At 59.8% G+C, this 24,548-nt stretch carries 24 protein-coding genes; 17 read left to right on the top strand and 7 right to left on the bottom strand.

Going from position 1 to position 24,548, the window contains the following annotated elements; translation table 11 throughout:
* Positions 1 to 64 precede the first annotated feature (64 nt).
* The 3 genes from POF45_RS16505 to POF45_RS16495 are packed head-to-tail and all read left to right on the top strand — an operon-like array spanning position 65 to position 3,909.
* Entirely contained in the window at positions 65 to 805 is a 741-nt protein-coding gene (locus tag POF45_RS16505; RefSeq protein WP_259497970.1) for a gluconate 2-dehydrogenase subunit 3 family protein, read from the top strand.
* A gap of 2 nt (positions 806 to 807) precedes the next feature.
* A complete protein-coding gene (locus tag POF45_RS16500; RefSeq protein WP_259497969.1) occupies positions 808 to 2,592 on the top strand; it encodes a GMC family oxidoreductase in 1,785 nt (594 codons plus the stop codon).
* 12 nt (positions 2,593 to 2,604) lie between these two features.
* Positions 2,605 to 3,909 carry a c-type cytochrome gene (locus POF45_RS16495; protein ID WP_282316155.1) on the top strand — a complete coding sequence of 435 codons (1,305 nt, stop codon included), beginning with the start codon at positions 2,605 to 2,607 and terminating at the stop codon, positions 3,907 to 3,909.
* A gap of 55 nt (positions 3,910 to 3,964) precedes the next feature.
* Here POF45_RS16495 and POF45_RS16490 read toward each other — a convergent pair whose 3' ends face one another.
* On the bottom strand, positions 3,965 to 4,270 hold the full coding sequence (locus POF45_RS16490; RefSeq protein ID WP_259497967.1) for a hypothetical protein: 306 nt from the start codon (positions 4,268 to 4,270) through the stop codon (positions 3,965 to 3,967).
* Between the two features lie 189 nt (positions 4,271 to 4,459).
* Here POF45_RS16490 and POF45_RS16485 point away from each other — a divergent pair, with 189 nt between their 5' ends.
* The 3 genes from POF45_RS16485 (at position 4,460) to POF45_RS16475 (ending at position 8,107) form a co-directional block, all read left to right on the top strand.
* A complete protein-coding gene (locus tag POF45_RS16485; protein ID WP_282316154.1) occupies positions 4,460 to 5,518 on the top strand; it encodes a PA0069 family radical SAM protein in 1,059 nt (352 codons plus the stop codon).
* 243 nt (positions 5,519 to 5,761) lie between these two features.
* Entirely contained in the window at positions 5,762 to 6,493 is a 732-nt protein-coding gene (locus POF45_RS16480) for a carbonic anhydrase (protein WP_259497964.1), read from the top strand.
* Between the two features lie 87 nt (positions 6,494 to 6,580).
* Entirely contained in the window at positions 6,581 to 8,107 is a 1,527-nt protein-coding gene (locus tag POF45_RS16475) for a SulP family inorganic anion transporter (protein WP_282316153.1), read from the top strand.
* Between the two features lie 63 nt (positions 8,108 to 8,170).
* On the opposite strand, the gene POF45_RS16470 is transcribed toward POF45_RS16475, so the two are convergent.
* On the bottom strand, positions 8,171 to 8,821 hold the full coding sequence (locus POF45_RS16470; protein WP_259497960.1) for a hypothetical protein: 651 nt from the start codon (positions 8,819 to 8,821) through the stop codon (positions 8,171 to 8,173).
* Between the two features lie 371 nt (positions 8,822 to 9,192).
* Here POF45_RS16470 and coxB point away from each other — a divergent pair, with 371 nt between their 5' ends.
* The 4 genes from coxB (at position 9,193) to POF45_RS16450 (ending at position 13,619) form a co-directional block, all read left to right on the top strand.
* Positions 9,193 to 10,320 (top strand): cytochrome c oxidase subunit II, encoded by a 1,128-nt coding sequence (gene coxB / locus POF45_RS16465; RefSeq protein WP_259497958.1) that lies wholly within the window; start codon positions 9,193 to 9,195, stop codon positions 10,318 to 10,320.
* Between the two features lie 82 nt (positions 10,321 to 10,402).
* Positions 10,403 to 11,989, top strand: a complete 1,587-nt coding sequence (ctaD, locus tag POF45_RS16460) for a cytochrome c oxidase subunit I (RefSeq protein WP_259497956.1) — start codon at positions 10,403 to 10,405, stop codon at positions 11,987 to 11,989.
* Positions 11,990 to 12,154: 165 nt separating this feature from the next.
* Complete coding sequence (locus tag POF45_RS16455; RefSeq protein WP_259497954.1) at positions 12,155 to 12,706, top strand: cytochrome c oxidase assembly protein; 552 nt, start codon at positions 12,155 to 12,157, stop codon at positions 12,704 to 12,706.
* Between the two features lie 25 nt (positions 12,707 to 12,731).
* The gene (locus POF45_RS16450; protein WP_259497952.1) at positions 12,732 to 13,619 is read left to right on the top strand and encodes a cytochrome c oxidase subunit 3; all 888 of its coding nucleotides are present in this window, start codon (positions 12,732 to 12,734) and stop codon (positions 13,617 to 13,619) included.
* A gap of 4 nt (positions 13,620 to 13,623) precedes the next feature.
* Here the strand turns inward: POF45_RS16450 and POF45_RS16445 are convergent, their stop codons facing one another.
* Positions 13,624 to 13,827, bottom strand: coding sequence for a twin transmembrane helix small protein (locus tag POF45_RS16445; protein ID WP_259497950.1), 204 nt, complete (start codon positions 13,825 to 13,827; stop codon positions 13,624 to 13,626).
* Positions 13,828 to 13,898: 71 nt separating this feature from the next.
* Between POF45_RS16445 and POF45_RS16440 the strand changes: the two genes are divergently transcribed.
* The 6 genes from POF45_RS16440 (at position 13,899) to POF45_RS16415 (ending at position 18,534) form a co-directional block, all read left to right on the top strand.
* Positions 13,899 to 14,639, top strand: coding sequence for an SURF1 family protein (locus tag POF45_RS16440; protein ID WP_282316152.1), 741 nt, complete (start codon positions 13,899 to 13,901; stop codon positions 14,637 to 14,639).
* Positions 14,605 to 15,198 carry a PA_0111/PP_0108 family protein gene (locus tag POF45_RS16435; protein WP_259497948.1) on the top strand — a complete coding sequence of 198 codons (594 nt, stop codon included), beginning with the start codon at positions 14,605 to 14,607 and terminating at the stop codon, positions 15,196 to 15,198. Before POF45_RS16440 ends, POF45_RS16435 begins: the two co-directional genes overlap by 35 nt.
* Positions 15,199 to 15,208: 10 nt before the next feature.
* Positions 15,209 to 16,288: a COX15/CtaA family protein gene (locus POF45_RS16430; RefSeq protein ID WP_259497946.1), complete on the top strand. Its 1,080-nt coding sequence runs from the start codon at positions 15,209 to 15,211 to the stop codon at positions 16,286 to 16,288.
* Positions 16,276 to 17,175 carry a heme o synthase gene (gene cyoE / locus POF45_RS16425; protein ID WP_259497944.1) on the top strand — a complete coding sequence of 300 codons (900 nt, stop codon included), beginning with the start codon at positions 16,276 to 16,278 and terminating at the stop codon, positions 17,173 to 17,175. Before POF45_RS16430 ends, cyoE begins: the two co-directional genes overlap by 13 nt.
* Positions 17,172 to 17,807, top strand: a complete 636-nt coding sequence (locus tag POF45_RS16420) for an SCO family protein (protein ID WP_259497942.1) — start codon at positions 17,172 to 17,174, stop codon at positions 17,805 to 17,807. Before cyoE ends, POF45_RS16420 begins: the two co-directional genes overlap by 4 nt.
* A 364-nt stretch (positions 17,808 to 18,171) precedes the next feature.
* Positions 18,172 to 18,534 (top strand): DUF6124 family protein, encoded by a 363-nt coding sequence (locus tag POF45_RS16415; protein ID WP_259497940.1) that lies wholly within the window; start codon positions 18,172 to 18,174, stop codon positions 18,532 to 18,534.
* A 215-nt stretch (positions 18,535 to 18,749) separates the two neighbouring features.
* Here the strand turns inward: POF45_RS16415 and POF45_RS16410 are convergent, their stop codons facing one another.
* The 3 genes from POF45_RS16410 to POF45_RS16400 form a co-directional block, all read right to left on the bottom strand.
* Complete coding sequence (locus tag POF45_RS16410; protein ID WP_259497939.1) at positions 18,750 to 19,523, bottom strand: MetQ/NlpA family ABC transporter substrate-binding protein; 774 nt, start codon at positions 19,521 to 19,523, stop codon at positions 18,750 to 18,752.
* A gap of 75 nt (positions 19,524 to 19,598) precedes the next feature.
* Positions 19,599 to 20,273, bottom strand: a complete 675-nt coding sequence (locus POF45_RS16405) for a methionine ABC transporter permease (RefSeq protein ID WP_259497938.1) — start codon at positions 20,271 to 20,273, stop codon at positions 19,599 to 19,601.
* A complete protein-coding gene (locus POF45_RS16400; protein WP_259497936.1) occupies positions 20,273 to 21,280 on the bottom strand; it encodes a methionine ABC transporter ATP-binding protein in 1,008 nt (335 codons plus the stop codon). The genes POF45_RS16405 and POF45_RS16400 overlap by 1 nt, the downstream gene beginning before the upstream one ends.
* 265 nt (positions 21,281 to 21,545) lie before the next feature.
* Here POF45_RS16400 and katE point away from each other — a divergent pair, with 265 nt between their 5' ends.
* Positions 21,546 to 23,684 (top strand): catalase HPII, encoded by a 2,139-nt coding sequence (katE, locus tag POF45_RS16395; RefSeq protein ID WP_259497934.1) that lies wholly within the window; start codon positions 21,546 to 21,548, stop codon positions 23,682 to 23,684.
* 117 nt (positions 23,685 to 23,801) lie between these two features.
* Here the strand turns inward: katE and POF45_RS16390 are convergent, their stop codons facing one another.
* The gene (locus POF45_RS16390) at positions 23,802 to 24,515 is read right to left on the bottom strand and encodes a PA5502 family lipoprotein (RefSeq protein ID WP_259497933.1); all 714 of its coding nucleotides are present in this window, start codon (positions 24,513 to 24,515) and stop codon (positions 23,802 to 23,804) included.
* Between the last annotated feature and the right edge of the window lie 33 nt (positions 24,516 to 24,548).

Here is a 24,548-nt window from a genome sequence, read left to right as displayed (position 1 = left end):
ACCAAAACGAAAAGCCGTTCACTGAAACGGCTAAAAACCGTCAATGCCTGATGAGGTGCACCCCATGTCTGATCAAGATCGAGACAACCCGCGGCGTGAGTTTTTACGCAAATCCCTGACCTTGATCCCGGTGGTCACCGTCGCCAGCACCTCGCTGGGCAGCACCGTTCTGCTTGCCGCACAGGAGCCCGCACCGGCTCGCGCCGATAAATCCCCCGTCAGCACCAGCGCCTACGAGCCGAGCTACTTCACCGCCGAAGAGTGGACGTTCATCAAGGCTGCCGTCGGGCAATTGATTCCGAACGATGCCCAGGGCCCCGGCGCCCTGGAAGCCGGCGTGCCGGAATACATCGACCGCCAGATGAACACCCCGTACGCCGCTGGCGCTTTGTGGTTCATGCAAGGCCCATTCAACGCGGACGCCCCGCCGGAGATGGGCTGGCAGAGCAAACTCGTGCCCAAAGAGATTTATCGCCTGGGCATTGCCGCCACGGATGCCTGGTCGAAGACTATCAACGGGAAAGTATTTGCTGAGCAAGACAGCGCTACCCGAGACGATTTGCTCAAGCAGCTCGAAGCCGGAAAACCGCAATTCGACAGCGTTCCGGCGACGATCTTCTTCAATCTGTTGCTGCAAAACACCAAGGAGGGGTTCTTCTGCGACCCGATCCACGGTGGCAATAAAGGTCTGGTCGGCTGGACCATGATCGGCTTCCCCGGCGCTCGCGCCGATTTCATGGATTGGGTGGAACGCAACGAGCAATACCCCTTCCCGGCAGTGTCGATTCGCGGCGAGAGGGCTTGAGCATGGCAACGGTAATGAAGAAGGTCGATGCGGTCATCGTCGGATTTGGCTGGACGGGCGCGATCATGGCCAAAGAGCTGACAGAAGCGGGCCTGAACGTGCTGGCGCTGGAGCGCGGGCCAATGCAGGACACTTATCCGGACGGCAACTATCCCCAGGTGATCGACGAACTCACCTACAGCGTGCGGAAAAAACTCTTTCAGGACATCTCCAAAGAGACGGTCACCATTCGCCACAGCGTGAATGACATCGCCCTGCCAAACCGCCAGCTCGGCGCCTTTCTGCCCGGCAATGGCGTAGGCGGCGCGGGTCTGCACTGGTCCGGCGTGCACTTTCGGGTCGATCCGATCGAGTTGCGCATGCGCAGCCACTACGAAGAACGCTACGGCAAAAGCTTTATACCCAAGGACATGACCATCCAGGACTTCGGCGTCAGTTACGAAGAGCTGGAACCGTTTTTCGATTACGCCGAGAAAGTGTTCGGCACCTCGGGTCAGGCCTGGACGGTGAACGGGCAACTGGTCGGTGAAGGCAAGGGCGGCAACCCCTATGCACCGGATCGCTCCAACCCTTTCCCGTTGGAGTCGCAGAAGAACACCGTTTCCGCACAGCTGTTTCAGAAAGCAGCTACAGCCGTGGGTTACAAACCCTACAACCTGCCGTCGGCCAACACTTCGGGGCCCTACACCAATCCGTACGGCGCGCAGATGGGCCCGTGCAACTTCTGCGGCTTTTGCAGTGGTTATGTCTGCTACATGTACTCCAAGGCATCGCCTAACGTAAATATTCTGCCCGCGCTCAAACCACTGCCGAATTTCGAGTTGCGCGCCAATTCCCATGTGTTGCGGGTCAATCTCGACAGCACCAAGACCAAAGCCACTGGCGTGACCTACATCGACGGCCAGGGCCGGGAAATCGAGCAGCCCGCGGATCTGGTGATCCTCGGTGCTTTCCAGTTTCACAACGTGCGGTTGATGCTGCTGTCCGGCATCGGCAAACCGTATGACCCAATCAGTGGCGAAGGTGTGGTGGGCAAGAACTTCGCCTACCAGAACATGGCGACGATCAAGGCGTTCTTCGACAAGGACACCCACACCAACAACTTCATCGGCGCTGGCGGCAATGGCGTGGCGCTGGATGACTTCAATGCCGACAACTTCGACCACGGCCCGCATGGCTTCGTCGGCGGCTCGCCGATGTGGGTCAACCAGGCCGGCAGCCGCCCGATTGCCGGAACGTCCAACCCGCCGGGCACCCCGGCCTGGGGCAGCGACTGGAAACGCGCCACTGCCGACTATTACACCCACCAAGTGTCGATGGATGCCCACGGGGCGCATCAGTCCTACCGTGGCAACTACCTCGATCTGGACCCGGTATACCGCGACGCTTATGGCTTGCCGCTGCTGCGCATGACGTTCGACTGGCAGGAAAACGACATCAAGATGAACCGCTTCATGGTCGAGAAAATGGGCAAGATCGCCGAGGCGATGGGCCCCAAAGCCATCGCCGTGATTGGCAAGAAGGTCGGCGAACACTTCAACACCGCCGCCTACCAGACCACCCACCTCAACGGCGGCGCGATCATGGGCACCGACCCGAAGACCAGCGCCCTGAACCGTTACTTGCAAAGCTGGGACGTGCATAACGTATTCGTCCCTGGCGCGTCCGCATTCCCACAGGGTCTGGGCTACAACCCGACTGGCCTGGTTGCCGCGCTGACCTATTGGTCCGCCCGGGCGATCCGCGAGCAATACCTGAAAAACCCCGGCCCGCTGGTTCAGGCATAAGGAGCGATAACCATGAAAGCACTTGTTATCGCGACCTTCGCGCTGCTGGGCAGCACCTCGATCAACGCTGCAGAAGTTGATCAAAACCTGATCAAGCAAGGCGAATACCTGGCCCGCGCCGGCGACTGCGTGGCTTGCCACACGGCCAAGGACGGCAAGCCGTTTGCCGGTGGCCTGCCGATGGAAACACCCATCGGCACGATCTACTCCACCAACATCACGCCGGACAAAACCGGGCTGGGCGACTACAGCTTCGAGGACTTCGACAAAGCTGTGCGCCATGGCGTCGCCAAAAACGGCAGCACCCTGTACCCGGCGATGCCGTACCCGTCTTATGCCAGCGTCACCGAACCCGACATGAAGGCCTTGTACGCCTATTTCATGCACGGGGTGGCGCCGGTCGCTCAGGACAACAAGGCCAGCGATATTCCCTGGCCATTGAGCATGCGCTGGCCGCTCGCCGGTTGGCGCTGGATGTTCGCGCCAGCGGTGGCGGATTACCAGGCAGCGCCTGACGCAGACGCCGTGGTCAGCCGTGGGGCGTATCTGGTGGAAGGCCTGGGCCATTGCGGCGCCTGCCATACGCCGCGCGCCCTGACCATGCAGGAAAAAGCCTTGAATGCCGGTGAGGGCAGCGCTTTCCTGTCAGGCAGCGCACCACTCGAAGGCTGGATTGCAAAAAGTCTGCGGGGTGACCACAAGGACGGCCTTGGCAGCTGGAACGAAGCGCAACTGGTGCAATTCCTCAAGACCGGTCGCAGTGACCGCAGTGCAGTGTTCGGCGGCATGAGCGATGTGGTGACCCACAGCATGCAGTACATGACCGACGCCGACCTGACGGCCATTGCCCGTTATCTCAAGTCGCTGCCGGCCAATGACCCCAATGACCAGCCGCACCCGTACGACAAACAGGTCGCCCAGGCGTTATGGAAAGGTGATGACAGCAAGACCGGTGCGTCGGTGTATATCGACAACTGTGCGGCCTGCCATCGCACGGATGGCCATGGGTACACACGGGTGTTCCCGGCGCTGGCGGGCAACCCGGTGTTGCAATCAGAGGACCCGACGTCACTGATTCACATCGTACTCAAGGGCGGCACCCTGCCTGCGACTCACACTGCCCCTTCGACCTTCACCATGCCTGGTTTCGCATGGCGCTTGTCGGATCAGGAAGTGGCTGACGTGGTGAACTTCATCCGCACAAGCTGGGGAAATAAAGGCTCGACAGTCGATTCCTCTGACGTGTCAAAGTTACGCAAGAGTGATATGAAAACAACGTCAAGCGACGACCTTGGCCAACTAACGCAACATAACTAAGCGCACTAAAATCCAACCTGCATGAACACCTATGCAGGTTGGGTTAGTTGGAGTGTTACGGGTTGACGATATTGGCGTAAGCCTTGGCAAGTGCCAGCAACTTGGCCTTGTCATCGCCATCGATATCACCGTCGCCATCCACATCGCTGCTGACCGACCTGATATTGAACGATTGACCGCCATCACTGGAGACCGCTGTCACATAGACGGAATCCACCAACGCCTCGACCTCTACCTCATAAACCGTATCCCACGAGGACTCTTTACGAGCAAGCTGCATCGACACTTGAGCTTCGCGTGGATTAACGATGCTCGGGGCCAACAGTTGTAAAAAAATACCGCGCTGATTAAAAAACGACATTTAATTAATTCCATTTAATTAGTAAGCACGAAGACTTCGTGTGCAACAGATAGTACCGAGCAGACTTGTCGCACGGCTATCCGTCATATGTTTCCTGGAATGACTATCCGGAATACAGGCGCCGAACGGCACTGGCCGGCTTGCCCTGTCTCGGATACTGTATGTACATACAGCAACGAGTATTTGCCGATGAACACTCCCCTGCCGCCCCGTGGCCGTGGCACCGCCACCAATCCGCACAACCGCTTCGCTGCGAACCGCTCAGTGGCCGAGGACGATGGCTGGTATCAGGAAGCACCGCTTACCCAAGGCACCGAGGTGCGCATCGAGACGGCGAAAACCATCATTACCCGCAACAATTCGCCTGACCTGCCTTTCGATCGCTCGATCAACCCCTATCGCGGCTGCGAGCACGGCTGCATTTATTGCTATGCCCGACCCAGCCACGCGTATTGGGACATGTCGCCGGGGCTGGATTTCGAAACGAAACTGATCGCCAAGACCAACGCCGCCGATGTACTGGAAGAGCAGTTATCCAGACGCGGCTACCAATGTGCGCCGATCAACCTGGGCTCAAACACCGATCCTTATCAGCCCATCGAGCGCGAACACAAAATCACCCGGCAAACCCTGCAAGTGCTGCTGCGCTATCGCCATCCGGTGACCATTATCACCAAGGGCTCGCTGATCCTGCGCGATCTGGACCTGCTGGCCGAACTCGCTGAACAACGGTTGGTAGCAGTGATGATCAGCCTCACCACGCTGGACGACGAGCTCAAGCGCATCCTCGAACCCCGAGCCGCTGCGCCCAAGGCACGGCTGCGGGCGATCCGTGTCATGCGCGAAGCCGGTATCCCGGTGGGGGTGCTGTGTTCACCGATGATTCCGATGATCAACGACAGCGAGCTCGAGAGCCTGCTCACCGAGGCCCATGCCGCCGGCGCCCAGAGCGCGGCCTACATGATGTTGCGCTTGCCGCTGGAAGTGGCGCCGCTGTTTGAAGAATGGCTGGCCGCACATTACCCGCAGCGGGCAGCCCATGTGCTGAGCCTGATTCGCCAGAGCCGTGGCGGCGAACTCTACGACAGTCGATTTGGTGCCAGAATGCGTGGCGAAGGGCCGTTTGCCGACTTGTTGGCACAACGCTTCAGCAAAGCGATCAAACGCCTGGGGCTCAATCAGCGAGATGGCTTCAACCTTGATTGCACAGCCTTCTGTCCGCCGGGTCGCCAGATGTCGTTGATTTGAGGACAATTGGCCTATGGTTGAGTAGAGAAAAGGCACTGGAATATGAGGCCAGTCACGTTTTTTGTGACCTGGAACGCACGTTCTAGAGCGTTTCATTCAGTTTCAATTAAGTTTCGGCCGCTACCTTGTTCATCGAGTGACTGATGGGTCGATAGTGTTCGGCCTGGATGTTTTTTAACCAGCCACTGGCTTCATATCGGATAAAGCGGGAAAATTTCCCGAGTCCGTCAAAGAGGATGAATCATGAGTGACAAGGATAAACAGCCGTTGGCTGCGTCGGCTTCAGCCCATCCCGAGGCGGAAACCGCCGATGCAGCGCTGCAACATATCGTTGACGGCTTTTTGCATTTTCATCACGAGGTCTTTCCGCAACAGGAAGAACTCTTCAAGAAACTCGCCACGGCCCAGAGCCCAAGGGCGATGTTCATCGCCTGCGCCGACTCACGAATCGTTCCTGAACTGATCACCCAAAGCGCCCCCGGTGATTTGTTCGTCACCCGTAACGTCGGTAACGTCGTCCCACCGTATGGCCAGATGAACGGCGGCGTTTCCACCGCCATCGAATACGCCGTGCTGGCCTTGGGTGTGCAGCACATCATCATTTGTGGCCATTCCGATTGCGGCGCCATGCGCGCGGTCCTCAACCCGCAAAGCCTGGAAAAGATGCCCACGGTCAAAGCCTGGCTGCGGCATGCCGAAGTGGCGAAAACCATGGTCCAGGAAAACTGCCATTGCGCTGACGAAAACGAAAGCATGCACATCCTCACCGAAGAGAACGTGATCGCCCAGTTGCAGCACTTGCGCACGCATCCATCGGTGGCCTCGCGCATGGCCAACGGTCAGCTGTTTATCCATGGCTGGGTCTACAGCATCGAAACCAGTGAAATCAAAGCCTACGACGCCGATCAGGGCCGCTTCCTGCCGCTCGATGGCAGCCATCCGATCCCGGTGGCGACGCCCAAAGCGCGCTTCTAACGCCTCCTAAATCTGTGTGGTTTAGCCAAGGCTGCTGAATAGCAGCCTGGCCTCGCCATGCCTGAAGAAACCTTCGGGAGAATCACCATGCGTGCTGAACAACTGAAAGCTGTTCTGCCACGGGAGCTGTTGGCGTCCGTGGTTGTGTTTCTGGTGGCCCTGCCTTTGTGCATGGGCATCGCCATCGCGTCTGGCTTGCCCCCGGCCAAGGGCCTGATCACCGGGATCATCGGTGGCCTGGTCGTAGGCTGGCTGGCCGGTTCGCCACTGCAAGTCAGCGGGCCGGCAGCGGGATTGGCGGTGCTGGTATTTGAACTGGTGCGCCAGCATGGCATCGCCATGCTCGGGCCGATTCTATTGCTGGCCGGGCTTCTGCAACTGATCGCCGGACGCCTGAAACTGGGCTGCTGGTTTCGGGTGACCGCGCCCGCCGTTGTCTACGGCATGCTCGCCGGGATTGGTGTGTTGATCGTGCTGTCACAAGTCCATGTGATGCTCGACGCCGTGCCCAAGCCTTCCGGGCTGGATAATCTCGCCGCGTTCCCCGCCGCCGTCGCCCAGGCGTTGCCGTCCGTGGGCTGGCAGGCCGGCTTGCTGGGGCTGTCGACGATTGCAGTGATGTGGTTGTGGGAAAAATTCCGTCCTCATTCCTTGCGATTCATTCCCGGTGCGTTGCTCGGGGTCGGTCTGGCAACCGTCGCCAGCCTGATGCTCGCCTTGCAGGTCAAACGCGTGGAGGTCCCGGCGAATCTTGCAGAAGCCATCGACTGGCTGAAACCGGCGGACCTGCTCAACCTGGCTGACCCCACCCTGCTGATCGCCGCCTTCGCGGTGGCCTTTATCGCCAGCGCCGAAACCCTGCTGTCTGCCGCCGCCGTGGACCGCATGCACAGCGGCCAGCGTTCGGACTTCGACCGGGAATTGTCGGCCCAGGGCGTGGGCAACATGCTCTGCGGCCTGCTCGGTGCGCTGCCCATGACTGGCGTGATCGTGCGTAGCTCGGCCAACGTCCAGGCAGGCGCCACCACTCGTTTATCGACGGTATTCCACGGTCTGTGGCTGCTGGCTTTCGTCCTGTTGTTGTCGAGCGTGCTGCAAAGTATTCCGGTGGCGAGTCTGGCGGGCGTGCTGGTGTACACCGGCTTCAAACTGGTGGACCTCAAGGCGTTCCGGGGTCTGGGTCGGTATGGCCGGATGCCGATGTTCACCTACGCGGCCACCGCTTTGGCGATCGTCTTCACCGACTTGCTGACCGGTGTGCTGATCGGTTTTGGCCTGACCCTGGCGAAACTGGCATGGAAGGCCTCAAGGCTGAAGATCAGCCTGATCGACCTGCCCGCCGCGGGGGAAATGGAATTGCGCCTGACAGGCGCGGCGACGTTCCTCAAAGTGCCGGCGCTGACACAGGTACTGGGCACCGTTCCGGCAGGCACGACTGTACATGTGCCGCTCAACAATCTGAGCTACATCGACCATTCGTGTCTGGAGTTGCTGGAGGAGTGGAGTCGGGCCAATGCGACCAGTGGCTCGACGCTGTTGATTGAGCCGAGGGGTTTGAAGCGCAGGCTGGAAGGGCGGTTGCGGACGACGTCTGGAGTGGGTTCAGCCGGATAAGGCAAAACCAAATGTGGGAGCGGGCTTGCCCGCTCCCACAGGGAGATTGTGTTGACGGGTAGATCAAGCCGCCGGCTGATCCAGCTCCAGACCCACACCCAACTGGCGCGACAGGCACGGCCAGCGCTTCCACGCAGCGCCGGTGTCCGGGCTGTTGAGTTTCTCGCGATAGGCTTCTACCGATTCCAGCGCGAAGCTGTCTTCGTCGAGCATCTCGTCTACAGCGTGATGCACGGCCTCATCCAGCTGGTTGGCAAACGCCTCGCCGATCAATTGGTGGGCAATCAGGTTGGCAACAGTCATGTCCAATGGGATCAGTGGCTGGCCAAAATGCTTGATATACAGATCATTCACCTCTTCGACCAGCCGATGTGCCAGATAAGCTTCGTCCAGCAGACTGTCCAGGCCAATGTGCCCGGTCATGATTGCCGGCGGCTGCAGAAAGAACTGCTCGGCGATCTTCAGTACCGGTTTGATCTGCGATTCGATACCTGCTTCCCGTGCGACATCATTGGCGGCGTCCAACAGGTCCGGGACTTGCTCGATGTAAGCCGTTACAAAACGGGTCATCACACCTTTGGCATCGACATCCGGTAGCTGGATGGCGGAATGCAGGTGTGGCAGTTGGATTTCCAGTTGACGAGTAAGCAGGCCAGTCTCGGCCTCGTGTTGTTGGGCTTTTTGGATCTGCTCGCGCAATGCGGCGGTGTTCATGAAAACTCCAGGGAACAAAGGCTGTGAAATAGGGAAGACATAACTTAGCTGGCGTAGGAAATTTCCTAAGACGCTTTTGTCATAATTATTTCATCCTTGATACACCCGCGTTATATCGATTTGCCACCACTCGTCTACATCCTTCTCCATTCGTGGCCTTGGGCGCAAGTCAAAGCTGTTTCAGCTGATTTACCCCATCGCGTTGCGTGGTCCCAGTCGCTGTCTATACTCGGTTTTGAATGGAGTTAGCTGATGACGCCCGACTGCAATGGCAGCAAGGCCCGGCGATTCAAGTTCGTAGTCTGAAAATGCCGCTCCCTTGCCGCTGGTGATAGCCGGCGGGATAACAAGAACGATAAGGGGAACCCGCAATGATGCGACATCCACACGTCTGGATGGGCCTCCTGTTGTGGTCGATTTTCGGTCAGGCGCAAGCCGCCTGGACTGTAAATATGGCGCCTGGAGCGACTGAAATCAGTCACGCAGTATTCGACCTGCACATGACCATTTTCTGGATCTGTGTGGTGATCGGCATCATCGTCTTCGGCGCCATGTTCTGGTCGATGATGGTCCACCGCCGTTCCACCGGGCAGGTTGCCGCGAAATTTCATGAAAGCACCACCGTCGAGATTCTCTGGACCATCGTGCCCTTCATCATCCTGGTGGCCATGGCGGTACCCGCGACCGCGACCCTGATCAAGATGTACGACACCAGCGAGCCGGATATCGATATCCAGATCACTGGCTATCAGTGGAAGTGGCACTACAAATACCTGGGTCAGGACGTCGAGTTCTTCAGCAACCTGGCCACCCCTCAAGATCAAATCCACAACAAGGAAGCCAAGGGCGAACACTATTTGTTGGAAGTCGATCAGCCGCTGGTGCTGCCAATCGGCGCCAAGGTGCGCTTTCTCGTAACGTCCGCCGACGTCATCCACTCCTGGTGGGTGCCGGCCTTCGCGGTCAAGCGCGACGCCATCCCCGGTTTCGTCAACGAAGCCTGGACCCGCATCGACAAGCCCGGCATCTACCGTGGCCAGTGCGCCGAGCTGTGCGGCAAGGACCACGGCTTCATGCCCATCGTGGTCGACGTCAAAACCCAGCCTGACTACGACAAATGGCTGGCCGACCGCAAAGCTGAAGCGGCGCAGATGAAAGAGCTGACCACCAAGGAATGGACCCTCGACGAACTCAAGGCGCGCGGCGACAAGATCTACCACACCACCTGCGTGGCCTGTCACCAGGCCGAGGGCCAGGGCCTGCCGCCGATGTTCCCGGCACTCAAGGGCTCACCGATTGCCACAGGGCCGAAAGCCGACCACCTGCACCGCGTGTACTTCGGCAAACCCGGCACCGCCATGGCGGCGTTCGGCAAGCAGCTGTCGGAAGTCGATATCGCGGCGGTCGTGACCTACGAGCGTAACGCCTGGGGCAACAACAAGGGCGACATGGTCACCCCTAAAGAAGTGCTGGAGCTGAAACAGGCGGAAAGCAAATGAGCCGGTCTATTGCGCACCCAAGCAACCGGTCGGGGCAATGCGCCTCGGCTTGCCCAGCCCACTCGTTTACAGGAGACCGGCCATGAGCGCTGTAATCGATGACCACGGTCACGCCGACCACGCCCACGGCCCCGCCAAAGGCCTGATGCGCTGGGTGCTGACCACCAATCACAAGGACATCGGTACGCTGTACCTGTGGTTCGCGTTCTCCATGTTTTTGCTGGGTGGTTCTTTTGCCATGGTGATTCGCGCCGAGCTGTTCCAGCCCGGCCTGCAAATCGTCGAACCGGCGTTCTTCAACCAGATGACCACCATGCACGGCCTGGTGATGGTCTTCGGTGCCGTGATGCCGGCCTTCGTCGGCCTCGCCAACTGGATGATCCCGTTGATGATCGGCGCGCCGGACATGGCCCTGCCACGGATGAACAACTTCAGCTTCTGGCTGTTGCCAGCGGCCTTCATCCTGCTGGTGTCGACGCTGTTCATGCCCGGTGGCGGACCCAACTTCGGCTGGACCTTCTACGCACCGCTATCCACCACCTACGCGCCGGAAAGCGTCACCTACTTCATCTTCGCCATTCACCTGATGGGCATCAGCTCGATCATGGGCGCGATCAACGTGATCGCCACCATCCTCAACCTGCGTGCCCCCGGCATGACCCTGATGAAAATGCCGCTGTTCGTCTGGACCTGGCTGATTACCGCCTTCCTGCTGATTGCGGTGATGCCGGTGCTGGCCGGTTGCGTGACGATGATGCTGATGGACATCCACTTCGGCACCAGCTTTTTCAGCGCAGCGGGCGGCGGTGACCCGGTGTTGTTCCAGCATGTGTTCTGGTTCTTCGGCCACCCCGAGGTGTACATCATGATCCTGCCGGCATTCGGTGCCGTCAGCTCGATCATCCCGACCTTCTCGCGCAAACCGCTGTTCGGCTACACGTCCATGGTCTACGCCACGGCGAGCATCGCGTTCCTGTCGTTCATCGTCTGGGCGCACCACATGTTCGTGGTCGGCATCCCCCTGGTGGGCGAGTTGTTCTTCATGTACGCGACGCTACTGATCGCCGTGCCGACCGGGGTGAAAGTGTTCAACTGGGCCAGCACCATGTGGCAAGGCTCGCTGACCTTCGAGACGCCGATGCTGTTTGCCGTGGCGTTCGTGATTCTGTTCTCCATCGGCGGCTTCTCCGGGCTGATGCTGGCCATCGCCCCGGCGGATTTCCAGTATCAGGACACGTACTTCGTCGTGGCGCACTTCCACTATGTGCTGGTGCCGGGGGCAATCTTCGGGATCTTCGCGTCCACCTACTACTGGCTGCCGAAATGGACCGGCCACATGTACGACGAAACCCTGGGCAAGCTGCATTTCTGGCTGTCGTTCGTCGGCATGAACATGACCTTCTTCCCGATGCACTTCGTGGGACTGGCGGGCATGCCACGGCGGATTCCGGACTACAACCTGCAATTCGCCGACTTCAACATGGTGTCGTCGATTGGTGCGTTCATGTTCGGCACCACGCAGCTGTTCTTCCTGTTCATCGTGATCAAGACCATTCGCGGCGGGCCGCCGGCCCCGGCCAAACCGTGGGATGGCGCCGAGGGCCTGGAGTGGAGCGTGCCGTCGCCGGCGCCGTATCACACCTTTACTACCCCGCCGGAAGTGAAATGAACGCTGTAACCCATGTGGGAGCGAACTTGTGTGGCGAGGGAGCTTGCTCCCGCTCGGCTGCGAAGCAGACGCAAAGCTTTTGGGGCCGCTTCGCAGCCCAACGGGAGCAAGCTCCCTCACCACAAAGGCTCGCTCCCACAGGGCTTGGGCGTGAGGGCAAACATCATGGCTGATTCAATTTCCCTGAAAAAACTGGTCACGCGCCTGTTGATGGTGGTGGTGGCAATGTTTGTGTTCGGCTTCGCGCTGGTGCCGATCTACGACGTGATGTGCAAGGCCTTCGGCATCAACGGCAAGACGGCCGGGCAATACGAAGGTGAGCAGGTGGTGGATAACTCGCGGCAGGTGCGGGTGCAGTTTCTGTCGATGAACAACGCCGACATGCCGTGGGAGTTCTATCCCAAGGGCAATGAAGTGACCACCCATCCAGGGGCTGTGGCCGAAATGCTGTTCGTCGCCGTCAACCCCACCGACCACCCGATGAGTGCCCAGGCTGTACCGAGCATTGCCCCCAGCGAAGCGGCGGCGTACTTCCACAAGACCGAGTGTTTCTGCTTTACCCAGCAAGTGCTGCAACCCGGCCAACGCATCGAAATGCCCGTACGCTTCATCGTTGACCGCGACATGCCCAAGGATATCAAGCACTTGACGCTGTCCTACACGCTGTTCGATATCACCGCCCGTCATCCACCGGTCGCAGTCAATACCGGCGGCTAGGCGTGCCCGATAAGGAGAACAATCAATGGCAACTCATGAGCACTATTACGTTCCCGCCCAGAGCAAATGGCCGATCATCGCCACGGCAGGCATGCTGATCACGGTCTATGGCCTGGGCACCTGGTTCAACGACCTGAAGGCAGCGCGCCCGGAATCCCACGGCCCGTATATCTTTTTCGTCGGCGGCCTGTTGCTGGCCTACATGCTGTTCGGCTGGTTCGGCGCGGTGATCAAGGAAAGTCGGGCGGGGCTGTACAGCCCGCAACTGGATCGCTCGTTTCGCTGGGGCATGAGTTGGTTCATCTTCTCGGAAGTGATGTTCTTCATCGCCTTCTTCGGTGCGCTGTTTTACGTGCGCCACATCTCCGGCCCGGCGCTGGGCGGTGAAGGGCCCAAAGGCATTGCGCATATGCTGTGGCCGAACTTCCAGTTCGCCTGGCCGCTGCTGCACACCCCGGACCCGACCCTGTTCCCGCCGCCCAAGGAAGTCATCAGTCCCTGGGGCTTGCCGCTGATCAACACGATTTTGCTGGTCAGCTCCAGCGTCACCGTGACCATCGCCCACCACGCCTTGAAAAAAGGCCATCGCGGCGCACTGAAAATCTGGCTGGCGATCACCGTGTTACTGGGTTGCGGGTTCCTCTCCCTGCAGGCCGAGGAATACATGCATGCCTACCACGAACTGGGCCTGACCCTGGGCTCGGGCGTCTATGGCGCGACGTTCTTCATGCTCACCGGCTTCCACGGTGCCCACGTGACCATCGGCACCATCATCCTGTTCGTGATGCTGATGCGGATCATGCGTGGGCACTTCGACAACGAGCATCAATTCGGCTTCGAGGCGGCGAGCTGGTACTGGCACTTCGTGGACGTGGTGTGGATCGGCCTGTTCGTTTTCGTCTACGTGCTTTGAGCGCTTACCAGGGCGCGTGAGAAACCAGCTGGCCGCTATAGAAGCCCCAGGCGATCAAGCCGACGGTGATGGCGGCCAGGCCAACCCGAACACTCAGGGCGATGACCAGGCGATTTGAGCTGCTGTCGTCCTTGACCAGAAAAAACAGGCCGCCGAACAGGCTGACGACCGTGGCAATCAGCATCAGGACGATAGCTGCTTTGAGCATGGCGGACTCCGGGGGAACAAGGCGATGCACTTGAGTATAGCTATCGCAATGACCGACTTTCTGGCGTCGCCATGAAGCGCTTCCGCCCGGGCGTCGTGCCGACCCTGGTAGTCGCGCTGCTGTTGCCGCTGCTGGTGTCACTGGGATTCTGGCAACTGAGCCGGGGCGCGGAGAAAAGCGCGCTGCTGCAAACCTATGCCGAACGCCGGGCCGCCGAACCGATGGCCAGTAGCGAGCTGCAACACACCGCCGATCCTGCCTTCCGCCGCGTGCGCCTGCACGGCCAATTCGATGCCGAACACAGCCTGTTACTGGATAACCGCCAGCGCAATGGCAAGGTCGGCGTCGAGCTGCTGCAACCCTTTCACGATCAGGCAACCGGACAGTGGCTGCTGGTCAATCGCGGCTGGCTGCCGTGGCCGGAGCGGCGTACACCGCCGCACTTCGATACGCCCACTGAACCGCTGGATTTGAATGCCTGGGTTTACGTTTCACCTGGCGCGACCTTCCAGTTGCACGCCGACCCCACCACCACCTCCTGGCCAAAGCTGATCACCGCCGTCGAACCGACAAAACTCTGGGCCTCGCTCGATCGCGAAGGCTTCGCCTATGAATTGCGCGAAGAAACCGGCCCTGGCGCCTACCAGGCCGATTGGCCGGTGGTGGCCATGGGGCCGGAAAAACATATCGCTTATGCCGTGCAGTGGTTCGCCATGGCACTCGCCCTGCTCGGCCTTTTTATCTACCTCGGCTGGCACAACGCAAAGGAGAAACACCATGGGAGCGGCCATGAATCCACCCAGCATGTCTGAAGCGAAAACACCGGCGAGCCGGCGCAAGGGGCGCTGGCAGTTGCTGCTGATTCTGTTCGGGATCGTCGGCCCGATGATCCTCGCCACCGGCATGTACAAACTCAATTTCTGGGTGCCGGACGGCCGCAGTTATCACGGCGAACTGATCGGCAACGGCCAGACCCGCGCCGACATCGGCGTGCAGGCCGACGAAGATCGTTGGCAGATGCTGGTGACCGCACCCAGAGACTGCTCGGTGGACTGCCAGCAATTGGTCTATCTGGCGCGGCAGATCCAGATCGGTCTCGGTCGCGATGCATCCCGCGCCAGCCACGCGCTGGCCGTCACCCAGCCGCTGACCACCGAATACGAGGCCAAGCTGGCCCGTGAATACCCGCAACTGCAACGCTACCCGCTGGACGTCGGCGTATTCACCCGGGCCACCGGCGACAAGACCGCGCCACAACTGTGGATCATCGACCCTCACGGCAACCTTGTGCTGCGCTACGACCCGACGGTCAAGGGCAAGGACCTGCTCAACGACCTGCGCCAGTTGCTGAAATTGTCGAACATCGGATAAGGGCATCGTCATGGCCAAACCTGGATTTCGCCTCGCGCTGTTTGCCACCTTGCTGGCACTGATTGTGGTGTTGCTCGGCGCGTACACGCGCCTGACCCATGCCGGACTCGGCTGTCCGGACTGGCCGGGCTGTTACGGCTTCATCAGCGTGCCGAAAAGCGAAACCCAACTGGCCCATGCCCAATTGCATTTCCCCGACACACCGGTCGAAGCCCACAAGGGCTGGAACGAGATGATCCACCGCTACTTCGCCGGCACGCTGGGGATGTTGATCGCCATACTGGCCGGGCGTGCCTGGGTGCATCGTCGGCATCCGGGGCAGCCGGTGAAGTTGCCGCTGTTTCTGCTGGCCGTGGTGTTCGCCCAGGCGGCGTTCGGCATGTGGACGGTGACGCTCAAGCTCTGGCCGCAGGTGGTCACCGGGCATCTGCTCGGCGGCTTTGCGACCTTGAGCCTGCTGTTTTTGCTGACGCTGCGGCTGTCGGGTGTGCTGCCGGCGCTGACCGTGCCGCGGCGCCTGCAATACTGGGCCACGGCTGGCTTGTTGCTGGTGATCCTGCAAATCGCCCTCGGCGGCTGGGTCAGTTCCAACTACGCCGCCGTGGCCTGCATCGACTTCCCGACCTGCCACGGGCAATGGCTGCCGCCGGCGGACTTCGCCAACGGCTTTCACCTGACCCAACACATCGGCCCGAATTACCTCGGCGGGCAACTGGACAGCGATGCGCGCACAGCGATTCACCTGACTCATCGGATCGGCGCGCTGCTGGTGACTGTTGTGCTGCTCGGTCTGGCCTGGCAACTCAAAGTCGTCGGCATGACACGTCTCGCTGGCTTGGTGCTGATCGCCCTCGCCGCACAAATCACCCTCGGGATCAGCAACGTGTTGTTTCACCTGCCGCTGCCGGTGGCGGTCGCTCATAACGCCGGCGGCGCCGCGCTGCTGCTGACCATGGTGCTGGTCAATTATCACGCCCGCACCAGCCTGGTCCGGGTTCGGCAGCAAACCCCCGCCCGCTGGCGCTTCAGCCTGCGTAAACACTCCGCCGGGCCCATAACAATAAAAGGAGAGATGCCATGGCGACTCTGATCGGCGAACGTCACCGTCAGGCGATCTGGCGCGACTATCTGGAGCTGACCAAGCCCAAAGTGGTGGTGCTGATGCTCATCACCTCGCTGGTGGGCATGTTCCTCGCGACCCGCGCCGGGGTGCCGTGGACGGTGCTGGTGTTCGGCAATCTGGGGATCGGGCTGTGTGCCGGTGGCGCGGCGGCGGTCAATCATGTGGTGGACCGGCGCATCGATGCGGTGATGGCCCGAACTCACAAACGCCCGCTGGCCGAAGGCCGGGTTTCGCCAGCGGCGGCGCTGACCTTCGCCCTGGTACTGGCGATGCTCGGTCAGGCGTTGCTGCTGACCTTCACCAACCCGCTGACGGCGTGGCTGACGCTGGCCTCCTTGCTCGGCTATGCCGTGGTCTACACCGGATTCCTCAAGCGCGCGACGCCGCAGAACATCGTCATTGGCGGCCTTGCCGGCGCCGCCCCGCCACTGCTTGGCTGGACCGCCGCCACCGGGCACATCGGCGCCGAACCGTTGCTGCTGGTGCTGATCATCTTCGCCTGGACCCCGCCGCACTTCTGGGCGCTGGCGATTCACCGCAAAGAGGAATATGCCAAGGCCGACATCCCTATGCTGCCGGTGACCCACGGCGAGCACTACACCAAAATCCACATCCTGCTTTACACCTTCGTCCTGCTGGCGGTCAGCCTGATGCCCTATGTCATCCACATGAGCGGCCTGCTGTACCTGATCTGCGCCCTCGGTCTGGGCGCGCGGTTTCTGCAATGGGCCGTGGTGCTGTACCGTGGCACTCGGCCGCACGCGGCGATCAACACGTTCAAGTACTCTATCTACTACTTGTTCCTGCTGTTCATCGCCCTGCTCGTAGACCACTACTTACTGTTGAACCTATGACTCGAACTCAGAAAACCGTCTTCATCCTCGTCGCCCTGATCGCGCTGGTGCTGGGCCTGACCGTCAACAAAGTGCTGTCCGGCAAAGGCCAGGGCGACCCGACGGAACTGATCGACGCCGGCATCATCCTGCTGCCGCAAAGCCGCAACCTGCCGGATGTGACCATGACCAATCAGGACGGCCAGCCGATTGCCATCGACGAGTTGAAAGGCAAGTGGAGCCTGTTGTTCTTCGGCTACACCTTCTGCCCGGACATCTGCCCGACCACCCTCGCCCAACTGCGGCAGATCAAGAGCGAACTGCCTAAAGACGCCGTGGACAAGTTGCAGATCATCCTGGTCAGCGTCGATCCGAACCGCGACACGCCCAAGCAGCTGAAGCAGTACCTGGGCTACTTCGATCCACAGTTCATCGGCCTGACGCCGACGTCGGTTGAAGAACTGCAAAAAGTCGCCAACGCGATGAGCATCCCGTTCATTCCGGCCGACACCAGCAAGCCGAACTACACGGTTGATCACAGCGGCAATCTCGCGGTGATCGGACCGGACGGCACGCAGCGCGGGTTTATTCGGGCGCCGTTGAACAATGCGAAGCTGGTGGCGCAGTTGCCGGTGATGCTGAAGCGTAACTAAACAGACAACACGAGCCCGCTCCCGTAATGGATTGTGGCCGTCCTACAGAACAAGTGATTTTTGGGATGTTTCCGACATGTTTTGGCGGTTGTCGGTCGGAAGTGTGGTGGATAGGCTTCGGGGGTCGTTGCACATCAGCGACCGGGCCTGGAAACCCGAGGTTCAAGAGTGTAGATGCCAGACTTCATGACATACTGCGGCGCTTTTTCGCCTGTCGTAATTGTTATGGCGGCTGTGCGTGGGAGACCTTCGGGTCTGCCGGGTTTACCTCTTGCCTCGGTTTTCCAGCCTACGCACAGCTGCCACCCTTTCGCCTGGAAACGAAAAAAATGGCAGCCCCTTTATCAATGAGAGGTTATTTGCCATGTTCAAACCAACACCAAATCCCCCCGAAGCCGACGACCCCACCCTCGAAGCCAACAGACTCAAGGAAGCGGAAGACCGCGCGCTCAACTACCCCAACCCCGACGCCCTCAAAGCCCCCGCGGTCCGCCAACCCAGCACCATGTTTGTGATTGCCCCCGATATCAAAGACGAAGACCTGTTGGCCCATGCCTGTGAGTCACTGGCGTCGGCGAGTGTCATGACCAGTGATTTTGCGGGGTTTCTGCAAGGGCCGCAGCGGCACACGGCGATGGCCATTCAGCAGATCATCATGCTGGCCGAATTGGCGGTAAACCGGATGCTGGATAACGTCGAGCAGTCTCATTCGGCACCACACAGCTGATGCCTGCGAGCAGGCAAGCTTGTGTGGCGAGGGAGCTCGCTCCCGCTGGGCTGCGTAGCGGCCCCAAAAATCGGCAACCCCTGCCGATGTTGTGAGTGCTGCACACTCTAGCGCGAGCAAGCTCGCTCGCCACAACAGCTCAGCCCCACAGAGAACGGTCGTTCAGGCATGAAAAAGGGAGCTCCGAGGAGCTCCCTTTTTTTTGCATCAGCCAATCAGAAGGCTGGCAGTACTGCGCCTTTGTACTTCTCAAGAATGAAGGCTTTCACTTCCGGGCTGTGCAGTGCAGCAACCAGTTTCTTCATCGCGTCGCTGTCCTTGTCGTCCGGACGGGCCACCAGGATGTTCACGTAAGGCGAATCGTTGCCTTCGATGACCAACGCGTCTTTCGACGGATCCAGCTTGGCTTCCAGCGCGTAGTTGGTGTTGATCAGCGCCAGGTCGACCTGGGTCAGTACGCGTGGGATGGTTGCGGCTTCCAGCTCGCGGAATTTCAGGTCCTTGGCGTTCTCGGTGATGTCCTTGACGGTCGACAGGATGTTGTTCGCATCCTTCAGCTTGATCAGGCCAGCCTTCTGCAGCAGCAACAGCGCGCGGCCGCCGTTGGTGGCATCGTTCGGGATCACCACATTGGCGCCGCCCGGCAATTCAGCGAGGGTCTTGTACTTGCTGGAGTAAGCGCCCAGCGGTTCCAGGTGCACACCGGCAACAGCAACCAGGTTGGTGTGCTTGGCCTTGTTGAACTCATCCAGGTACGGCTGATGCTGGAAGAAGTTGGCGTCCAGACGTTTCTCGGCCACTTGCACGTTCGGCTGGATATAGTCGGTGAAGACCTTGATCTTCAAGTCCACGCCTTCTTTGGCCAGTGCCGGTTTGACGAATTCGAGGATTTCCGCGTGCGGAACCGGGGAGGCCGCAACGGTCAGGGTTTCATCGGCCTGAGCGGAAAACGCAGCCACGGCGGCGAGTGCGACAAGTAGTTTTTTCATTCAGCTAACTCCATGTGAGGCGCCCGTTTGGCGCCTGCCAGCGAATGGCCGGCTCAGTCATTGGTTACGAAAAGCTTATTTACGAGAGAAGTGCACAACCAGTTTGTCGCCAACGGTTTGCAGCACTTGCACCAACACCAGCAGCAGAACCACGGTGACGATCATCACGTCAGTCTGGAAACGCTGATAGCCGAAACGGATAGCCAGGTCACCCAAGCCACCAGCGCCCACCACACCAGCCATCGCCGTGTAGGACACCAGTGTAATCGCCGTCACCGTAATCGCCGCAAAGATGCCCGGACGAGCTTCCGGCAGCAAGGCATTGACGATGATCTGCCGGGTGGTCGCGCCCATGGCCTGGGTCGCTTCGATAATGCCGCGATCCACTTCACGCAGGGCGGTTTCGACCAATCGAGCGAAGAACGGCGTCGCACCGACCACCAACGGTGGAATCGCACCGGCCACACCCAGCGACGTACCGGTAATCAACACGGTGAACGGAATCATCACGATCAGCAGAATGATGAACGGCAGCGAACGCAGGATGTTCACCACCAGCGACAGCAAGGCGTAGACACCCTTGGCTTCGAGTAACTGGCGCGGGCTGCACAGGAACAACAGCACGCCCAGCGGCAGGCCCAGCAATATGGTAAACAGCAGCGAACCACCCAGCATCAGCAGGGTGTCGCCAGTGGCCAGCCAGATTTCGAACCAGTCGATATTGGCGAAGAACGTTGTCAGGGCTTCCATTAACGCAGCACCTCCATATGGACGTCGGCTGCGGTGAAGCGGGCGAAAGCCGCTTCCATGTCACCGCCAGTGATTGCCAGGGTCAGTTGCCCGTAGGGGGTGTCTTTGATGCGGTCGATACGACCGGCCAGGATGCTGTAGTCCACACCGGTTTCCCGGGCGACGGTGCCCAGCAACGGCGCGTAGGTCGCTTCGCCCTGGAAGGTCAGACGCACGATGCGGCCCGGCACGTGAGCGAAGTCATCGCGTTGCTCGCTTTCGTCGATCTGCTCGTCTTCCTGCACGAAGCGCTTGGTGGTCGGGTGTTTTGGATGCAGGAACACATCGGCCACCGGACCCAGCTCGACAATCACGCCAGCGTCCATCACGCCGACCTGATCACACACGCGACGGATCACATCCATCTCGTGGGTGATCAAGACGATGGTCAGCTTCAGCTCGCGATTGATCTCGGCCAGCAGTTGCAGGACCGAGGCCGTGGTCTGAGGATCGAGGGCGCTGGTGGCTTCGTCGCACAGCAGGATTTTCGGTTTGGTCGCCAGGGCGCGGGCGATGCCGACGCGCTGTTTCTGGCCGCCCGACAATTGTGCCGGGTATTTTTTGGCGTGGTCGGACAGCCCGACCCGCGCCAGCAACTCGGCCACACGCTGGTCGATTTCGCTGCGGGACAACTCACCGGCAAGGGTCAGTGGCAGCGCGACGTTGTCGGCCACGGTCTTGGATGCCAGCAGGTTGAAGTGCTGGAAAATCATCCCGACCTGCTGGCGGAAACGGCGCAGGCCGCCGGCATCCAGTGCAGTGACTTCTTCACCGTCAACGATGATCTTGCCGCCACTGGACTCTTCCAGGCGATTGATCAGACGCAGCAGGGTACTTTTTCCCGCACCGGAGTGACCGATCAGGCCAAAGACCTGACCATTCTCAATCGTCAGACTGGTCGGATGCAGGGCGGGGATATCCTTACCGGCGACGCGGTAGGTTTTGTGGACGTTTTGAAACTCGATCACGTAGCGAACCTTGTGGGGCGCGTTAGAAAAGGATCAGCGGTTAGCCGGGCGCGCATTTTAGCCTGTCCGTATAGAGGTTATTAGCATTTATTCGGCATTCAACCTTTCATTTGGCAATAACGCGATCAAAGGTCATAAAAAAGGAACGGCTAAAAGCGCCATCAGTCACTAATTAGGCAACTCGAAAACGCCCCCGGTGCCGTGCCTGGGGAATTGCTCAAGAGTCCTGGCTACGGCAGGAATCGCAACGAGGAGTTTACGACTGATGAGTACCAAAAAGCCTGCCGCACCCAAAAGCGCATTGGCCGGGACAGACACCCTGGACCGCGGCAACACCAACGCCAAGCTCGACAGCCTGGAAAAGTTTCGCTCCGACGCCACCGAACAGGCCCTGCGCACCAACCAGGGCGTGAAGGTCTCGGATAATCAGAACACGTTGAAGGTCGGCCCGCGTGGCCCTTCGTTGCTCGAAGACTTCATCATGCGTGAAAAAATCACGCACTTTGACCATGAGCGAATCCCGGAGCGCATCGTCCACGCACGCGGCACCGGCGCGCATGGTTACTTCCAGACCTATGAAAATCATTCTGCACTGAGCAAGGCCGGTTTCCTGCGCGATCCTGGGCAGAAAACCCCGGTCTTCGTGCGCTTTTCCACGGTACAGGGCCCACGCGGGTCAGGCGATACCGTGCGCGACGTTCGTGGTTTCGCCGTGAAGTTCTTCACCGAAGAAGGCAACTTCGACCTGGTGGGCAACAACATGCCGGTCTTTTTCATACAGGACGCGATCAAGTTTCCTGACTTCGTGCATGCGGTAAAACCCGAGCCGCACAACGAAATCCCTACAGGCGGCTCCGCTCACGACACATTCTGGGACTTTGTCTCGCTGGTGCCGGAATCGGCGCACATGGTGATCTGGACCATGTCCGACCGGGCGATTCCGAAAAGCCTGCGCAGCATGCAAGGCTTCGGCATTCATACCTTCCGGCTGATCAATGCCGAGGGTAAATCGCGTTTCGTCAAATTCCACTGGCGCCCTACTGCTGGCACTTGCTCGCTGGTATGGGACGAGGCGCAGAAGCTCGCCGGTAAAGACACTGACTACCACCGTCGCGATCTCTGGGAATCCATCGAGATGGGCGACTACCCGGAATGGGAACTGGGCGTACAAATCATCGAAGAAGAGAACGAGCACAACTTCGATTTCGACATCCTCGATCCGACCAAACTGATCCCCGAAGAAATCGTGCCGATCACGCCGCTGGGCAAGATGACGCTGAACCGCAACCCGGACAACTTCTTCGCCGAAACCGAGCAGGTTGCCTTCTGCCCGGGGCACATCGTGCCGGGGATCGACTTCTCCAATGACCCGCTGCTGCAAGGTCGGTTGTTTTCCTACACCGATACGCAGATCAGCCGACTCGGCGGGCCGAATTTCCACGAAATCCCGATCAACCGGCCGCTGGCACCGTTCCACAATAGCCAGCGAGATGCCCAACATCGCATCACCATCGACAAGGGTCGTGCGTCCTACGAGCCGAACTCCATTGATGGCGGCTGGCCAAAAGAAACTCCGCCCGCCGCGCAGGACGGCGGTTTCGAGACGTACCCGGAACGCATCGATGCCAACAAGATCCGCCAGCGCAGCGAGTCGTTCAGCGACCACTTCTCTCAGGCTCGGCTGTTTTTCCACAGCATGAGCAAGCACGAGCAGGAGCACATCATCTCGGCTTACAGCTTTGAGCTGGGCAAGGTTGATCGCGAACACATTCGCCAGCGTCAGGTGAATGAGATTCTGGCCAACATCGACCTGGAGCTGGCCAAGCGTGTGGCGCAGAACCTGGGCCTGCCAGCACCAAAAGGCGGGACGGTCGACGTGCCAAAAACGTCCCTGGACCGCTCGCCCGCGCTGAGTCAGGCGAACCTGCTGCCGGGAAATATCAAAACCCGCAAAGTGGCGATTCTGGCGGCGAACGGCGTCGATGGTGCCGCGATTGATGCGCTTAAAAAGGCGCTACAGGCTGAAGGCGCGCACGCCAAGCTGCTGGGGCCGACCTCGGCACCGGTGAAGACTGCCGACGGGAAATTGTTGCCGGTGGATGCCTCGATGGAAGGCCTGCCGTCCGTGGCGTTCGACGCGGTGTTCGTGCCCGGTGGCGCGGCGTCGATCAAGGCGTTGAGTACCGATGGCGTGGCGCTGCATTACCTGCTGGAGGCGTACAAGCACTTGAAGGCGATTGCGCTGCATGGCGACGCCAAACAGCTGCTGGACGTGTTGAAGCTGGAAACTGATGCGGGGCTGATCGTCGGGGCGGATGCGAAGCTGTTCAAGGCGTTTTTTGCCGCGATCGGGCAGCATCGGGTTTGGGACCGGGAGCCTAAGGCCAAGGCAATTCCGGCTTAGAGAATTGTATTGCTGGAAAGGACGCTTTCGCGAGCAGGCTCGCTCCCACAGGGGTTATAGGTTGACCATAGATTCGTGGTCACCCTCCATGTGGGAGCGGGCTTGCTCGCGAAGCTTTTAGGGTTTGCGCGGACTCAGAACCATCTGCGCCGGGATGTTGCGCAAGATCTGCTTCTGCAGCTTCAGCTCAAACTCTGAATCGAGCTTCTTCACGCGCTTGGTCAGTAACGTCGCCAACCAAGGGTAATCCTGGGTACGCGGCGCCTGGATGCTCACATCACACTGGTAATTCACCACATCGGTGGCGATAGCGTCCAGTTGATGGCGAAGCTTGCCCATATCCGTGAGATTCAATGCAACCGTGGTGCTTTCAGCCGTCGGGTCGATGACTTTTGCTTTCGGCTTGGCTTCGGCCGCCATCAGCGCAGCTTCGGCCTTGTCCAGCTCAGCCTTGCGGGCATTGACGATGGCATTGTTGACGCCGCCGGTCAGCGCCGGAGCCTTGGGCATCAAGGCCCGCGCACGGCTTAGTGCCGTCGCCGCCGCATTCACATCGCCTTTTTGCAGCACGATCTGACTGCGCTGCAAATACGCTTCGGCGAGCTGCCGCTGGTATTGCACCAGGGACTGGTCATTGGGCGATTCGGTCTGCAAGGTCGCGAGTTGATCTTCAGCGGTGGCCAGTTCGCTGCTGGCCAGGCTTTGTTCCAGCTGTGCGATGGCCGTGGCCCGCGCATCGGGGGCCTCGGGGGCCGGTGGCGTGCTTTGGCAGGCCCCCAGCAGCAATGAAAATGCGACAAGGAGCAGATAACGGGAGGCGAACGACTTCATTCCTGCGACTCTCTATTTGCGCAAAAAACGAGC

Origin of the sequence: Pseudomonas fungipugnans (assembly GCF_029955235.1) — a bacterium.
Taxonomy (GTDB): Bacteria; Pseudomonadota; Gammaproteobacteria; order Pseudomonadales; family Pseudomonadaceae; genus Aquipseudomonas; species Aquipseudomonas fungipugnans.
Note: the sequence above shows the minus strand (reverse complement) of the source record. Positions and strands in the feature narration are given on the sequence as shown.